At 70.6% G+C, this 14,817-nt stretch carries 13 protein-coding genes; 12 read left to right on the top strand and 1 reads right to left on the bottom strand.

The features are described 5' to 3' along the window. Positions 1-693: 693 nt before the first annotated feature. The 12 genes from AC2D10_RS14035 (at position 694) to AC2D10_RS14090 (ending at position 13,124) form a co-directional block, all read left to right on the top strand. Positions 694-1,635, top strand: a complete 942-nt coding sequence (locus AC2D10_RS14035; RefSeq protein WP_484708560.1) for a DUF6807 domain-containing protein — start codon at positions 694-696, stop codon at positions 1,633-1,635. Further along, positions 1,632-2,768, top strand: a complete 1,137-nt coding sequence (locus AC2D10_RS14040; protein WP_484708561.1) for a Gfo/Idh/MocA family protein — start codon at positions 1,632-1,634, stop codon at positions 2,766-2,768. Before AC2D10_RS14035 ends, AC2D10_RS14040 begins: the two co-directional genes overlap by 4 nt. Positions 2,769-2,868: 100 nt before the next feature. Beyond that, positions 2,869-4,158 (top strand): ABC transporter substrate-binding protein, encoded by a 1,290-nt coding sequence (locus AC2D10_RS14045; RefSeq protein WP_484708563.1) that lies wholly within the window; start codon positions 2,869-2,871, stop codon positions 4,156-4,158. 43 nt (positions 4,159-4,201) lie between these two features. After that, positions 4,202-5,215 carry a carbohydrate ABC transporter permease gene (locus AC2D10_RS14050; RefSeq protein WP_484708564.1) on the top strand — a complete coding sequence of 338 codons (1,014 nt, stop codon included), beginning with the start codon at positions 4,202-4,204 and terminating at the stop codon, positions 5,213-5,215. Further along, on the top strand, positions 5,212-6,126 hold the full coding sequence (locus AC2D10_RS14055) for a carbohydrate ABC transporter permease (protein WP_484708566.1): 915 nt from the start codon (positions 5,212-5,214) through the stop codon (positions 6,124-6,126). Before AC2D10_RS14050 ends, AC2D10_RS14055 begins: the two co-directional genes overlap by 4 nt. Beyond that, positions 6,123-6,761, top strand: a complete 639-nt coding sequence (locus tag AC2D10_RS14060; protein ID WP_484708567.1) for a hypothetical protein — start codon at positions 6,123-6,125, stop codon at positions 6,759-6,761. The genes AC2D10_RS14055 and AC2D10_RS14060 overlap by 4 nt, the downstream gene beginning before the upstream one ends. A gap of 189 nt (positions 6,762-6,950) precedes the next feature. Further along, positions 6,951-8,078, top strand: coding sequence for a Gfo/Idh/MocA family protein (locus AC2D10_RS14065; protein ID WP_484711854.1), 1,128 nt, complete (start codon positions 6,951-6,953; stop codon positions 8,076-8,078). 4 nt (positions 8,079-8,082) lie between these two features. Next, on the top strand, positions 8,083-9,273 hold the full coding sequence (locus AC2D10_RS14070; protein ID WP_484708568.1) for a dihydrodipicolinate synthase family protein: 1,191 nt from the start codon (positions 8,083-8,085) through the stop codon (positions 9,271-9,273). After that, on the top strand, positions 9,270-10,136 hold the full coding sequence (locus AC2D10_RS14075) for a sugar phosphate isomerase/epimerase family protein (RefSeq protein ID WP_484708569.1): 867 nt from the start codon (positions 9,270-9,272) through the stop codon (positions 10,134-10,136). Before AC2D10_RS14070 ends, AC2D10_RS14075 begins: the two co-directional genes overlap by 4 nt. 12 nt (positions 10,137-10,148) lie before the next feature. Further along, positions 10,149-10,913, top strand: coding sequence for a sugar phosphate isomerase/epimerase family protein (locus tag AC2D10_RS14080; protein ID WP_484708571.1), 765 nt, complete (start codon positions 10,149-10,151; stop codon positions 10,911-10,913). Positions 10,914-10,941: 28 nt separating this feature from the next. Beyond that, positions 10,942-12,024 carry a LacI family DNA-binding transcriptional regulator gene (locus tag AC2D10_RS14085; RefSeq protein ID WP_484708572.1) on the top strand — a complete coding sequence of 361 codons (1,083 nt, stop codon included), beginning with the start codon at positions 10,942-10,944 and terminating at the stop codon, positions 12,022-12,024. After that, positions 12,021-13,124 (top strand): glycerate kinase, encoded by a 1,104-nt coding sequence (locus AC2D10_RS14090; RefSeq protein WP_484708573.1) that lies wholly within the window; start codon positions 12,021-12,023, stop codon positions 13,122-13,124. Before AC2D10_RS14085 ends, AC2D10_RS14090 begins: the two co-directional genes overlap by 4 nt. Positions 13,125-13,151: 27 nt before the next feature. On the opposite strand, the gene pgm is transcribed toward AC2D10_RS14090, so the two are convergent. Further along, positions 13,152-14,813, bottom strand: coding sequence for a phosphoglucomutase (alpha-D-glucose-1,6-bisphosphate-dependent) (gene pgm, locus AC2D10_RS14095; protein ID WP_484708575.1), 1,662 nt, complete (start codon positions 14,811-14,813; stop codon positions 13,152-13,154). Positions 14,814-14,817: the final 4 nt, after the last annotated feature.

Below are 14,817 nucleotides of genomic sequence, written 5' to 3' on the forward strand. Positions count from 1 at the left end.
AGGCCGTCCGGCCACGCGGCGGTCTCTCCCGGAGCGAAGTGCGAGAGCAGACGCCGGGACGCGTCGTCGCCGAGGTCTTCGTAGAGCCAGGTCGTGAACGCGGTCAGGTCGATCAGGGGGGGCGTCGATCTCGTGCGCGAGGTCGCGGACGGCGTTCGGGTAGTCGCCGTGGGTGGGCGTCACGTGACCGGCGTCGTCGAACCACCGGCGCTCGCACGAGGTGCACAGCACCGCGGTGGCTCCGCGCCCGCGCACGTCGGCCACCATGCGCCGCAGCTTCTCCGTGTAGCCGCCGCGCGCGGCGAGCTCGGGGCGCTTCTGATCGTTGTGCCCGAACTGGATCACCACGACGTCGCCCGGCACGACCGCGTCGAGCAGGGCATCCCACACGCCCGACTCGCGGAACGACGCGGTCGTCGCGCCGCCCACCGCGCGGTTGTGCACCGGCGCACCGAGGTGCTCCTGCAGAAAGTGCCCCCAGCCCGACATGGGCGTCTCGGCGGGTGTCATCGGGGCGACGGTGGAGTCGCCGGCCAGGTGGTACGTCGTCATCGAAGTGTCCTCGAACGGTCGGCGCCCCTCGTCGGGCGCGCGGATCTGTGACAGCAGTCTGTCACGGATAGCGCTTTCCGGCATCGACGATCTAGGCTGGATGCTCCCGGCGACGTCGGGCATGCCACCGACGGAGGTCTCATGCGATTCGATGCGGATCAGCCCGGCCGGCTCGCCCTGCGATGCCGCACGGAGGCCGTCACCGAGGCGGGCGGGGGTGTCGACACCGGCACCGTCGCGGAGTACGTCTACGACTCCGACGCGGACCGAGCGGAGTCGCCGCGCCCGTATCTGCGGCTGCGCACGTTGTCGGGCGTCGAGGTGACGGGGCATCGTCCGCCCGACCACGTCTGGCACACCGGGCTGTCACTCGCCCTGCCCGTCGTCGGCCCGCACAACTTCTGGGGCGGACCGACCTACGTGCATGGCGAGGGATACCTGCCGCTGGCCAACAACGGCACGCAGCGTCATCGCTCCTTCGCCCCCGTCGACACTCCCGTCGACACCCCGTCCCGCCTGGTCGAGCTCCTCGACTGGAGATCCGAACGCGACGCCCCGGTGCTCGCCGAGCGGCGCACGCTGACCGCCCGGGTGATCGACGAGCAGACCTGGGCGCTCACCTGGCGCAGCGAGCTGCGCAACGTGTCGGGCGCCGACCTGGTGCTCGGCTCGCCCGCCACGAACGGTCGCGAGGGCGCAGGCTACGGCGGCATCTTCTGGCGCGGACCCACGTCGTTCACCGGCGGGGCAATCGTCCGACCCGACGGGCCGGCCGGTGATGCCGCGTGCGGTGAGCCCGCCCCCTGGCTCGCCTTCGTCGCCCCGGATCGCTCCGCCGGCGTGCTCATGCTCGACGCGGGCGTGGAGCGGGATCCGTGGTTCGCGCGCACCGCTGAGTACGCCGGTCTCGGACCCGCGCCGTTCTTCGCCGCGGAGCGGACGCTCGCGGCGGATGGAACACTGGTGCTCAGCGCTGCCGTCGTCGTCGGTGCGGCCGATGTCGCCGCCCTCGCCCCCACCGTCGGTGCCGCGCTGGTGGCCGAGCTCCGCTCCCACGTCGACACCCCGGAGGATGCCGCATGACCACCACGCTCCGCTGCGCCCTGATCGGCACCGGCGCCGTCGCGCAGCTGCATGCCCGAGCGGTGCAGGCGCATCCGCATGCCCGACTCGTCGCCGTGAGCGATCTCACCCGCGGCGCGGCGGAGCAGTTCGCCGAGACCTGGGGAGGGCCCGCCGTGCACGACTCCCTCGACGAGATGCTCGCGGCGGAGCATCCCGACGTCGTCCTCATCTGCACACCGCCCGGCGTGCACCGGGAGCAGACCCTGGCCGCGCTTGCCGCGGGGGCGCACGTGATCGTCGAGAAGCCGCCGGCGCCCTCGCTCGACGAGCTCGACGAGATGCGAGCCGCGGCGCGCGCGGCCGACCGGCAGCTGGCGGTCGTCTTCCAGCAGCGCACCGGGACCGCGGCCGCCCACGTGCGCCGGCTCCTTCAGGAGGGGCTGCTGGGCCGCCCGCTCATCGCGGTGTGTCAGACGCTCTGGTACCGCGACGCCGACTACTTCGCCGTGCCGTGGCGCGGCCGGTGGGAGACCGAGGGCGGCGGCACGACGCTCGGCCACGGCATCCACCAGCTCGACCTGCTCGGGTTCCTGCTGGGCGATTGGGCGAGCGTGCAGGGTCGGCTCTGGCGGCTCGATCGCGAGACCGAGACCGAAGACGCCTCGACGGCGACCATCACCTTCGCCGACGGCGTGGTCGCCCAGGTCGTGACCAGCGCCGTCTCACCGCGGCAGACCAGCTCGATCCGGCTCGACACGCAGAAGGCCACCGTGACCGTCGACCATCTTTACGGTCACGGGCACGAGAACTGGCAGATCACGCCGGTTCCGGGATTCGAGGCCGATGCCGAGGCCTGGCGATTGCCGGATGCCGAGGAGCGCAGCGACCACGCCCCGCTCCTGCGCGACGTCTTCGATGCACTCCTGAGCGGCGCACCGCTGCCCGTGACCGCCGACGAGCCCGCGCGGGCGATCGAGCTCGTCGCCGCCATCTACGCCTCGGCCGCGGCGGACGGCGCGGTCGTCACGCCGTCCGACCTGGCGACGCATCCCACGCACCGCCGGGGCTTCGCGAGCCCGGTCACCGATATGCGGCACGTCACGGATGGAAAGCGTTTCCCGTCAGCTCTTGCATCACCGGACGGCGCGTAGTACTTTTGCGGGCAAGCGCTTTCCGAAGCGCATCTGCGTCATCACAGCACACACGGACAAAGACGGTTCGCGGCGCATCCGAACGCGGACAGAGAGGACAATGATGTTCAAGAAGAAGAGGGTCATCGCTGCCGTCGCCCTGGCGACCGGAGCGGCCCTGGCGCTCGCCGGCTGCGCGAGCGGAGCGGCCCCGGCGGAGTCGTCGTACGACCCCGACGAGAAGGTCTCGCTCAACTTCACCTGGTGGGGCAATGACGACCGTGCCGCACGCTACAACCAGCTCATCGAGAAGTTCAACGAGGAATACCCGAACATCACCATCAACGGGCAGTTCACCGACTTCCCGAGCTATTGGGAGAAGCGCCAGACCGAGGCGGCCGGCGGCGGTCTGCCCGACGTGTGGCAGTTCTCCGACAGCTACCTGCGCCAGTACGGCCAGCCCGGCTACGTGCTCGACCTCGAGACGGTCAAGGACTACATCGACTTCTCGACCTTCGACGACTCGCTGCTGGGCACCGGTCAGCTCGAGGGCACCCAGTTCTCGCTGCCGACCGGCTACAGCGCGTGGGCGAACTTCGTCAACGACGACCTCGTCACCGCCAACTCGCTCACCCCGCCCGAGGGCGGCACGAGCTTCGACGACTTCTCGGACTGGATGGCCGACGTCACCGAGCAGACCGGCGGAGCCGTCTACGGCGGCACCGACGTCACGCAGCGCATCCAGACGTTCGAACTGGTGCTGCGCGCCGACGGCAAGAACCTGTACACCGACGACGGCAAGCTCGGCTTCACCGAAGACGAGCTCACCGAGTTCTGGGAGTCCGGCCAGGAGATGCGCGACGGCGTCGCCATCCCGCAGAGCAAGCTCGAGGAGCTCACGCCCAAGTCCGGCTTCGGTGCCGGCCTCACGGCGACCGAGACCAGCTGGAGTAACTTCCTCGGCGGCTATGTCGCCGACTCGGGTGCGACGTCGATCTCGCTGATCGCCCCGCCCACCGCCAAGGAGGGGTCGAAGGACCTCTACCGCCAGGCCGGTCTGCAGATGGCCATCTCGGCCGACACCGAGCACCCCGAGGCCGCGGCCATCTTCCTCGACTACGTCGTGAACAGCCCTGAGGCGGGCGAGATCTTCGGCACGACACTGGGCTTCCCCGCGTCGACGTCGAAGCTCGACGGCGCGGTGCTGGAGGGTCAGGACAAGCAGGTCGCGGACTACCTCGAGTCGGTCGAAGACCGCATCGGCGAGGCCCCGCCCATCCCCGTGGTGGGCTACGGCGCACTGGAGCAGAAGTTCTGGGACCTCGGCAAGGCGCTCGGTCTGGGCGCGATCTCGGTCGACGACGCCGTCACGCAGTTCTTCGCCGAAGCGAACGTCGTCCTCGCCGGCTGAGCCGACGACAGGACTGACAGGACCGACAGGACCAGGAGACATCATGGCAACGGAATCGGGCGCTCTCACAGCGCGGAAGACGACAGCGCAGCGAAGAGCGGCCGATGCCGCTCCCGGCCCGGCGGGCGACCGCCGGGCCGGGGGCACCGGTTCCCGACGGCGCGGCGTCTCGCTGCGTCGGCGCGAGAACGCGGCGGGGTATCTGTTCCTGTCGCCCTGGCTGATCGGCTTCTTCGTCCTCACGGCCGGGCCGATGCTGTACTCGCTGTACCTCGCGTTCACGAACTACAACATCTTCTCGCCGCCGCAGTGGATCGGACTCGGCAACTTCGAGCGCATGATGCAGGACGAGGTGTGGTGGGGGTCCGTGCGCATCACGCTGGTCTACGTGCTCGTGGGCACGCCGATCAAGCTGGCCGCCGCCCTCGGCGTCGCGATGCTCTTGAACTACCGCAGCCGCGGCACCGGATTCTTCCGTTCGGCGTTCTACGCCCCGTCACTGATCGGCGCGAGCGTGAGCATCGCGATCGTCTGGCGGGCCATGTTCTCCACCGACGGACCCGTCGACGGCACGCTCAGCTTCTTCGGGATCGACATCGGCGGCTGGGTGGGTGTTCCCGCGCTCATCCTGCCGATGATGATCCTGCTGGCGGTGTGGCAGTTCGGCGCCCCGATGGTGATCTTCCTCGCCGGTCTCAAGCAGGTGCCGCAGGAGCTGTACGAGGCGGCGTCGGTCGACGGCGCCGGTCCCTTCCGCAAGTTCCTCAGCGTCACGCTGCCGATGCTGTCGCCGGTGATCTTCTTCAACCTGCTGCTCGAGATGATCCACGCCTTCCAGATCTTCGCCTCGGCGTACATCATCGGATCCGGCACCGGCGGCCCGGCCGGAGCGACGAACTTCTACACCGTGTACCTCTACACACGGGCCTTCACCAACTCGCAGATGGGGTACGCCTCGGCGATGGCCTGGGCACTGCTGCTCGCGGTCGCCGTGATCGCCTTCGTCATGTTCCGCACCTCGAAGTCGTGGGTGCACTACGCAGGAGACAACCGATGAGTGTGACGGATCAGGACACGATCGCGGTCGTCCTCCCTCCGGGGGCGAAGGTGCCGCCACGACGCCGGTTCCGCAAGCGGAGCACAGGACAGACCGTCGCCTGGGTGATCGCGATGATCGTGCTGACGGCGATCATCCTCTACCCGCTGGCGTGGATGTTCTCGGCCTCGTTCAAGCCGACGGCGGAGTTCGGCGCCAATCAGGGCTTCTTCCCCGAGAACCCCACGATCGACAACTACTTCAAGGTGCTCGAGGGCATCGGCGGGGTGCCGCTGTGGCAGTTCTTCCTCAACTCGTTCCTGCTGGCGATCGGTTCGGTCGTCGGAACCGTGATCTCGGCCTCGCTCGCCGCCTACGCCTTCGCCCGGGTCAAGTTCGCCGGCGGGGGAGTGTGGTTCGCGATCATGATCGGCACGCTGCTGCTGCCGTTCCACGTGCTGATCATCCCGCAGTACATGCTGTTCCGCTCGCTCGACCTGGTCGACACGTTCGCCCCACTGCTGGTGGGCAAGTTCCTCGCCACCGAGGCGTTCTTCGTGTTCCTGATCGTGCAGTTCATCCGCGCGCTGCCGCGTGACATGGACGAAGCGGCGCGCATCGACGGCTGCGGTCACGGGCGCATCTACTGGTCGATCATCCTGCCGCTGATCAAGCCGGCGCTGGTGACGGCATCGATCTTCGCGTTCATCTGGAGCTGGAACGACTTCCTCGGTCCGCTGCTCTACCTGAACTCCACCGAGAACTATCCGCTGCCGCTGGCGCTGCGGGTGTTCAACGACCAGACGAGCACGTCCGACTACGGCGCGACGGTCGCGGTCTCGGTGCTGGCACTGCTGCCGATCCTGCTGTTCTTCATCGTCTTCCAGCGCTTCCTCGTCGAGGGCGTGTCGACGCAGGGGCTGAAGGGATGAGTCGGGCATCGCGGCGGCGTCAGGCCGTCGAACCCGACGGCAGCGTGCTGCGCTGGCCGGGCGCGCGGGCGAAGTTCGCGCTCCTCGGCGAGGTGCTCTGGGTCGGGGTGCTGATGGCGATCGCGAGTGTGCTGATCGTCACGTGGCCGGCCGCGGTCGCCGCGGGCGTCTCGCATCTGCGGCGTTTCCTGCACGCCGAGGCGACGCCCGCGAGCGGGTTCTTCCGCGACGTGTGGAAGGCGCTTCCAGGTGGGATCGTCGTGGGCGCCGCATCCGTGCTCCTCGGCGCCCTGGTCGTCGTCGATGTGGCGCTCGCGGCCGGGGGAGCGATTCCCGGAGGCGTGCCGGCGGCGGTCGTGGCCGCGCTCATCGGAGTCGCAGCGCTCGTGCTGACAGTGGTCGCGGCGAGCACCTGGATGCCGGGGGCGCGCTGGCTGGACCTGCTGCGGCTCGCGCCGCGCGTGGTCGCGAGCGATCTCTCGGGCGCCGCGTTCACCGTCGCGGGGCTCGGCTTGGCGGGTGTCATCACCTGGCAGTTCCTGCCCCTCGGCATCCCCGCGCTCGGGCTCGTGGCGTTCGCGCTGGTGGCGATCTCGGAGCGCCGTCTCGTGCGCGCCGGCGTCGACGCGCACTGACGATCCCGCCCCATCCGCTCTGGTGAGGTTGCGCCTCACCCGGAATTCTGCTTAGACTCACCCCATCGGAAAGCGCTTACCGAGGTCGGCGCACAGACAGAAGGAACGACAGTGTCAGACACGATCACGCTCGCTGAAAGCACGCCGACCGCCGCCACCCGCCCCCAGGTGCGCGAGATCGGGATCATCATGAACGGCGTCTCGGGGCGCATGGGCTACCGTCAGCACCTGGTGCGCTCGATCCTCGCGATCCGCGACCAGGGCGGCATCGAACTCCCCGACGGCACCCGCATCACCGTCAAGCCGATCCTCGTCGGACGCAGCGAGCACAAGCTCGCCGAGCTCGCCGCCCTGCACGGCATAGAGGATTACACCACCGACCTCGACGCCGCGCTGGCGGATCCCCGCTGGGAGATCTACGCCGACTTCCTGGTGACCAAGGCCCGCGCCTCCGCGATCCGCAAGGCCATCGCCGCCGGCAAGGCGATCTACACCGAGAAGCCGACCGCCGAGTCGCTCGACGAGGCACTGGAGCTGGCACGTCTCGCCCGCACCGCCGGGGTCAAGACCGGCGTCGTGCACGACAAGCTCTACCTGCCCGGTCTGCAGAAGCTCAAGCGCCTGATCGACTCCGGCTTCTTCGGACGCATCCTCTCGGTGCGCGGCGAGTTCGGCTACTGGGTCTTCGAGGGCGACTGGCAGCCCGCGCAGCGCCCCAGCTGGAACTACCGCACCGAGGACGGCGGCGGCATCATCGTCGACATGTTCCCGCACTGGAACTACGTGCTCGAGAACCTCTTCGGCGAGGTCAAGAGCGTCTACGCGCAGGCTGCCGTGCACATCGCCGACCGCTGGGACGAGAACGGTCAGCACTACACCGCCACCGCCGAAGACGCCGCGTACGGCATCTTCGAGATCGAGGGCGGCATCATCGCCGAGATCAACTCCAGCTGGACCGTGCGCGTCAACCGTGACGAGCTCGTCGAGTTCCAGGTCGACGGCACCCACGGATCCGCGGTCGTCGGACTCTTCGGCGCCAAGATCCAGCCCCGCAACGCCACGCCCAAGCCCGTCTGGAACCCCGACCTCGAGGACTCCCACGACTACGACGCCGACTGGCAGGACGTGCCGACCAACGACGTGTTCCTCAACGGCTTCCGCCAGCAGTGGGAGGAGTACCTCACCTCCTACGTCGAGGGCACCGACTACCCGTTCGACCTGCTCTCGGGCGCACGCGGCGTGCAGTTCGCCGAGGCCGGGCTGACCTCCACGGCCGAGGGGCGCAAGATCGCGCTGTCGGCTCTGACCCTGGACTGAGGCCGTGAGCACTCTGCGACTCCTCGACCCGAGCGGGGCGGTGACCGATGCCGCACTGAACGAGGGCGGCTCGTTCACGCGCCCGGCATCCGCCCTGCAGAGCCGCGTGGCCTATGCCGCCGCGCACGTGGTGCCGAAGGTCCACGCCGACAACACCCCGGGTCAGCCCGCCGACATCGACTGGGATTCGACGCTCGCCTTCCGCCGCAACGTGTACTCCTGGGGGCTCGGCGTCGCCGACGCCATGGACACCGCTCAGCGCAACATGGGACTGGATGCCGCGGCCACCCGCGAGCTCATCTCGCGCAGCGCCGAGGTCGCCCGCGAAGAGGGCGGCTCGGTCGTGGTCGGCGTCAACACCGACCACATCGACGAGACGCACATCTCGCTCGAGCGCGTGATCGACGCGTACACCGAGCAGCTGCACTTCACCGAGGAGCAGGGCGCCGGACCCGTGCTGATGGCCTCGCGCCACCTGGCCCGCGTCGCGACGAATGCCGACGACTACCGCCGCGTGTACCGCGCGGTGCTGCAGTCGGCGAGTGTTCCGGTCGTGCTGCACTGGCTCGGCACTGCCTTCGATCCCGCGCTCGCCGGCTACTTCGGCGCAGAGGACTGGCAGACGGCATCCGAGGTCCTTCTCGAGGTGATCGGCGAGAACCCCGGCAAGGTCGCGGGTGTGAAGATGAGCCTGCTGAACGCGGAGTCCGAGATCTCAGTGCGCGAGCGACTCCCCGAGGGCGTGCGGATGTTCACCGGCGACGACTTCAACTACGTGAGCCTGATCGCCGGGAGTGGTCGCGAGAGCGAGAACGGGACCGCAGCCGCGCGCGGATACTCCGACGCGCTGCTCGGCGCGTTCGCGGCGATCACGCCGGTGGCATCCGCCGCGATCCAGGCGCTGGATGCCGGAGACCCCGACGAGTACCGCCGCATCCTCGGCCCGACCGAGGAGCTCAGCCGTCAGGTGTTCGCGGCGCCGACGTTCTACTACAAGACCGGGGTGGCGTTCCTGGCGTGGCTCAACGGGCACCAGCCGGCGTTCCAGATGGTGGGCGGCCTGCACTCCGCACGCAGCCTGCCGCACCTGAGTCGCATCGTCGAACTCGCGAACGCGTCCCTCGCCCTCGAGGATCCGGAGCTCGCGCGCGAGCGCTGGCACGGGATGCTCCGACTGAACGGAATCGACGCATGACCTCCCCCGATCCCCGCCTGTCGATCAATCAGGCCACGATCAAGCACGCCGACCTCGCCACCGCGCTCCGCGTCACCGCAGACGCCGGCATCCAGGCGATCGGCCTATGGCGCGAACCGGTGAACGCGGTCGGCCTCGACGTCGCGGCGCGGATGCTGTCGGACTCCGGTCTGCGTTTCTCGACGCACTGTCGCGGCGGCTTCTTCACCCTGCCGACCGGGCTGGAGCGCGACGCGGCGCTCGACGACAACCGCCGAGCGATCGAGGAGACCGCGACCCTCGCCGCCGCGGGCGCCGACGGGTCGACCGCGGTGCTGGTGCTGGTCGCGGGCGGTCTCCCCGAGGGCTCCCGCGATCTGATCGGCGCGCGTGAGCGCGTGCGCGACGCGATCGGTGACCTGGCTTCCGACGCGAAGGCGGCCGGGGTGACGCTGGCGATCGAGCCGCTGCATCCGATGTACGCCTCCGACCGGGCGGTCGTCTCGACACTCGGGCAGGCGCTCGACATCGCAGCGGACTTCGACGCGGATGTCGTGGGCGCGGCGGTCGACACGTTCCACATCTGGTGGGATCCGCAGGTGCTCGACCAGATCGCCCGCGCGGGCCGTGAGGGTCGCATCGCGACGTACCAGGTGTGCGACTGGAAGACACCGCTCGCGGCGGACGTGCTGCTGTCGCGCCACTACCCGGGCGAGGGCGTGATCGACTTCGGCTCGCTGACCCGCGCGGTGATCGCGACCGGCTACGACCGCGACATCGAGGTGGAGCTGTTCCACGCCGACATCTGGGCGGATGCTCCAGAGAACGTCGTCCGCCGCACCGCCGAGGCGTTCAGTGCCGCCGTCTCGCCGCATCTGCGCTGAGAGGATGAACGCATGACCACGATCCGACCGGGGCTCTGCTCGGTCACCTTCCGCACCCTCACACCCGAGCGCATCGTCGCTCTGGCGGCCGACGCACGGCTCGAGGTGATCGAGTGGGGTGCCGACGAGCACGTGCATCCGGGCGACCTCACCCGTGCGCAGGCGGTGGCGTCGATGACGACCGACGCCGGGCTCGCGGTCTGCTCGTACGGCTCGTACTTCCGCTGCGGCGTCGACGAGTCGCTCACGCCGATCCTCGACAGCGCCGAGGCCCTCGGCACCGATCGGGTGCGCATCTGGGCCGGGCCCGTCGGGTCAGACGAGGCGACCGACCGGGTACGGGCCGAGACCGTCACGCGGCTGCAGCAGGCGGCGTCCGAAGCCGCGGCGCGCGGCATCCGCCTGGCGCTCGAGTTCCACTCCGGCACGCTCGCCGACACCGCGCCGGCCACCCTCCGCCTGCTGGGCGAGGTCGACCACCCCGCCCTCTCGACGTACTGGCAGCCGACCGTCGGCGCCTCGGTCGACGCCGTGGTCGACGAGTACCGCGCGATCGCCGCGCACACCAGCGCCGCCCACGTCTTCTCGTGGTGGCCGGCACACGAGCGACTGCCGCTGCGCGCGCGCGATGCGCTGTGGACGCGGTTCTTCGCCGAGGCGCTGTCGGCACCGACCCCGCCCCGCGATGCGCTGCTCGAGTTCGTGCCCGCCGACGACCCGGCGCTGCTGGCCTCGGAGGCCGCGTCGCTGCGCTCCTACCTCGGGCTGACGGAGTGAACCGCATGGTGCCAGTAGGCTCTGGGGCATGAACGCCTCGACGTCGCCCGGCGTGGGCTCCCCTCCGACGCGTCAGGCGCGTGCGGCCAAGGGAGCCGCTCCCACCCTGCACGACGTGGCGCGCGCGGCCGGGGTCTCGCTCGCCACGGCCTCCCGGGTGCTCAACGGTTCCGAGCGCAAGGTCGCCGAGTCGTTCCGCGATCGCGTCGAAGCCGCCGCGAGTGAGCTGGGCTACACTGCCAACGTGTCGGCGCAGGCGACGGCCCGCGGCACGTCACCGGTCATCGCGCTGCTGGTGGCCGACATCGCCGACCCGTATTTCGGCATGATCGCGTCGGGCGTGGCCCGCGGTGCCGACGAGCAGGGCCTGGTCGTGACGATCGCGATCACCGAGCGCGACCCCGCCCGTGAGGCGCGGATCGTGCGGGCGCTGCGCGGACAGCGACCCCAGGGACTCATCCTCGCCGCCTCCCGCACCGGCGGGCCGACCGAGGCCGAGACCGCCCGCGAGCTCGCCGAGTACGCGCTCCGCGGCGGGCGCACGGTCGCGTTCGGACCGGACGGCGCCGGCGATCGACGCGTCGAGATCGACAACCGCGGCGGCGCCGAGGCGCTCGGTCGCCGGATGGCGGAGCTGGGTTACCGCTCGGCGGTGCTGATCGGCGCGGCCGAGGGTGTGCGCACCTCGGATGAGCGTCTCGTCGGATTCCGCGAGGGCTTCGAGGCGCTCGGCGGCACGGTCGACCGCGTGCTGCGCGGCGACTTCCGGCGCGAGTCGGGATCGGCCGTGATGGCCGCGGCACTGACCGACGGGGTCGCCGCGGGCACGCTGGTCTTCGGCATCAGCGACGTGGTGGCCATCGGCGCCATGTCGGCGATCCGCGACGCCGGGCGCATCATCGGAGGTGACATCGCGGTGTGCGGTTTCGACGACGTGCCCTCGAGCATCGACGTGACGCCCGCGCTGACCACGGTGCGCGTGCCGCTCAGTGAAGTCGGCTATCAGGCCTTCCGTGCCACGATCGACGCGGACTGGCAGCAGCCGCCGCTGCCGCTCGAGGTCATCGTGCGAGAGAGCACTCCGCAGACCACGCCCGAGACAGTCGCGTGACGCGGGTCGTCCTCGCACCCGACAGCTTCAAGGGCACGATCACGGCCGCCGATGCCGCGACCGCGCTGGCAGACGGCTGGGCCACGGTCGAGCCGACCGCCGAGTTCGTGCACCGCCCGATGGCGGACGGCGGCGAGGGCACGGTCGCGGCCTTCGAGGCGGCGATCCCCGGCGCGCGACGGATGCCGGTGGCGGTCACCGGGCCCGCAGATGCTCTCGTGCACACCTCCTGGCTGCTGCTGCCGGCCACGGCCGACGCGGCGCACGGCACTGCGGTGGTGGACCTCGGCTCGACGTCGGGCATCGAACTGCTCGATGAGCTTCGCCCGTGGGATGCCGACACCTCGGGCTTCGGTCAGGCCATCGCCGCAGCCCTCGATCACGGCGTCTCGCGGCTCGTTCTCGGCATCGGCTCGAGCGCCTCGACCGACGGCGGCACCGGCGTGCTCTCGGCGCTGGGCGCACGGTTCCTCGATGCCGACGACGTGCCGGTCGCGCGGGGCGCGCGGGGTCTGGCCGACATCGTCTCGGTCGACCTCAGCGGGCTGCGCGCGGCCCCCGACGTGCGGGTGCTCACCGACGTGACGAATCCCCTGGTGGGCCCGCGCGGAGCGGCGGCGGTGTTCGGCCCGCAGAAGGGGCTGCGCGCCGCCGACGACATCGCCCTGGTCGACGACGGCCTCGCGCGCCTGGCAGCGCTGCTCGGACTCGATGCCGCGCTCGCCGGCAGCGGCGCGGCGGGCGGCACGGGCGCGGCGCTCGTGCGCTGGGGCGGCGTGCTCGCCCCGGGCGCGGCCGAGGTCGCAGAGCTCATCGGACTCCCCGAGGCAGTCGCCGACGCCGACGTGGTCATCACGGGCGAGGGCTCGTACGACGGGCAGTCCGACGACGGCAAGGTGCCGTCGTTCCTCGCCGCCCTCGCGACGGCTGCCGGGTCACGACCGATGCTCGCGGCGGGGCGCATCGCCGACGATGCCGACACGGCGCTGTTCGCCGCATCCGCCTCGCTCACCGATCTCGCCGGCTCATCGCACGCCGCGCTCACCGACCCGGCGCGCTGGCTGCGCGCGGCCGGTGCCGCGCTCGCCCGCGGGCACTGAGCCCACCCCCGAAAGGGAGCCGGCGGGTCAGCCGCCGAGTGCCGCCGACACCACCGCGCGGGCCTCGGCCTGCACCTCGGCGAGGTGCTCCGGTCCGCGCAGGCTCTCGGCATACAGCTTGTAGACGTCTTCGGTGCCCGAGGGTCGCGCGGCGAACCACGCATGCTCGGTCTGCACCTTCAGCCCGCCGATCGCCGAGCCGTTGCCCGGTGCGTGCGAGAGCTTGGCGGTGATGTCCTCGCCGGCCAGCGTCGTCGCCGACACTGACTCGGGCGTGAGCTTGCCGAGCGTGGCCTTCTGCTCGGGGGTCGCCGGAGCATCCACCCGCTGGTAGGCCGAGGAGCCGAACGCGGCCTCGAGCTCGGCGTAGCGCTCCGACGGGGTCTTGCCCGTCACCGCGATGATCTCGGCGGCGAGCAGGCAGAGCAGGATGCCGTCTTTGTCGGTCGACCAGACGGTGCCGTCCTTGCGCAGGAACGACGCTCCCGCCGACTCCTCGCCTCCGAAGGCGACCGAGCCGTCGAGCAGACCCGGCACGAACCACTTGAACCCGACGGGCACCTCGAGCAGCCGACGTCCGAGCGACTCCGCGACGCGGTCGATGATCATCGACGACACCAGGGTCTTGCCGATCGCCGCATCGCGCGGCCACTCGGTGCGGTGCGAGAACAGGTAGTCGATGGCGACCGCGAGGTAGTGGTTCGGGTTCATCAGCCCGGCGTCGGGGGTGACGATGCCGTGCCGGTCGGCGTCGGCGTCGTTGCCGGTGAGCACGTCGTAGTCGCCCTTCTTCGCGACCAGCGAGGCCATCGCCGAGGGGGAGGACGGATCCATCCGGATCTTCTCGTCCCAGTCGAGCGTCATGAACCGCCACGTCGGGTCGACCTCGGGGTTCACGACCGTCAGCTCCAGGTCGTAGACGTCCTTGATGAGCGCCCAGTACTCCACCGACGCCCCGCCCAGCGGGTCGGCGCCGATGCGCACACCCGCGCTGCGGATCGCGTCGATGTCGATGATGGATGCCAGGTCGCGCACGTACGCGTCGCGGAAGTCGTAGCCCGTGATCGCGTCCCAGTCCACGTCGGCGAACCGCTCGCGCTTCACGCCGTCGAGGCCGTTCGCGATCAGCTCGTTCGCGCGGTCGGCGATCCAGCCCGTGGCATCCGTGTCGGCCGGTCCGCCGTGCGGGGGGTTGTACTTGAAGCCGCCGTCGCGCGGCGGGTTGTGCGAGGGGGTCACGACGATGCCGTCGGCGAGGTCGGTGTTGTCTCCGCCTGGGACCTGAGCGGGGCGGATGGCGCGGTTGTACGTGAGGATCGCGTGGCTCAGCGCCGGCGTCGGCACGTACGAGTCGCGGGCGTCGACGCGCACGTCGACACCGTTGGCCAGCAGCACCTCGATCGCGCTGCGCTCGGCGGGCAGCGACAGGGCGTGCGTGTCGCGGCCGAGGAACAGCGGACCCGTGATGCCCTGCGCTGCGCGGTAGTCGACGATCGCCTGCGTGGTGGCGAGGATGTGGTTCTCGTTGAAGCTGCCCGAGAGCGACGAGCCGCGGTGGCCGCTGGTGCCGAAGGCGACCCGCTCGGCGGCGACATCAGGACGCGGGATGCGGTCGTAGTAGGCGGCGATCAACTCGTCGACATCGATGAGGTCAGTGTCCTCCGCGGGGAGGCCGGCTCGGCTCGTCATGCAC

This window comes from Microbacterium sp. PI-SA-G (genome assembly GCF_057215335.1).

Coding starts and splice junctions, on each gene's coding strand:
- AC2D10_RS14085 (WP_484708572.1), top strand. CDS start 10,942: ATGAACGCCTCGACGTCGCCCGGCGTGGGCTCCCCTCCGACGCGTCAG.
- AC2D10_RS14075 (WP_484708569.1), top strand. CDS start 9,270: ATGACCTCCCCCGATCCCCGCCTGTCGATCAATCAGGCCACGATCAAG.
- AC2D10_RS14035 (WP_484708560.1), top strand. CDS start 694: ATGCGATTCGATGCGGATCAGCCCGGCCGGCTCGCCCTGCGATGCCGC.
- AC2D10_RS14060 (WP_484708567.1), top strand. CDS start 6,123: ATGAGTCGGGCATCGCGGCGGCGTCAGGCCGTCGAACCCGACGGCAGC.
- AC2D10_RS14040 (WP_484708561.1), top strand. CDS start 1,632: ATGACCACCACGCTCCGCTGCGCCCTGATCGGCACCGGCGCCGTCGCG.
- AC2D10_RS14055 (WP_484708566.1), top strand. CDS start 5,212: ATGAGTGTGACGGATCAGGACACGATCGCGGTCGTCCTCCCTCCGGGG.
- AC2D10_RS14045 (WP_484708563.1), top strand. CDS start 2,869: ATGATGTTCAAGAAGAAGAGGGTCATCGCTGCCGTCGCCCTGGCGACC.
- AC2D10_RS14050 (WP_484708564.1), top strand. CDS start 4,202: ATGGCAACGGAATCGGGCGCTCTCACAGCGCGGAAGACGACAGCGCAG.
- AC2D10_RS14080 (WP_484708571.1), top strand. CDS start 10,149: ATGACCACGATCCGACCGGGGCTCTGCTCGGTCACCTTCCGCACCCTC.
- AC2D10_RS14065 (WP_484711854.1), top strand. CDS start 6,951: ATGAACGGCGTCTCGGGGCGCATGGGCTACCGTCAGCACCTGGTGCGC.
- pgm (WP_484708575.1), bottom strand. CDS start 14,813: ATGACGAGCCGAGCCGGCCTCCCCGCGGAGGACACTGACCTCATCGAT.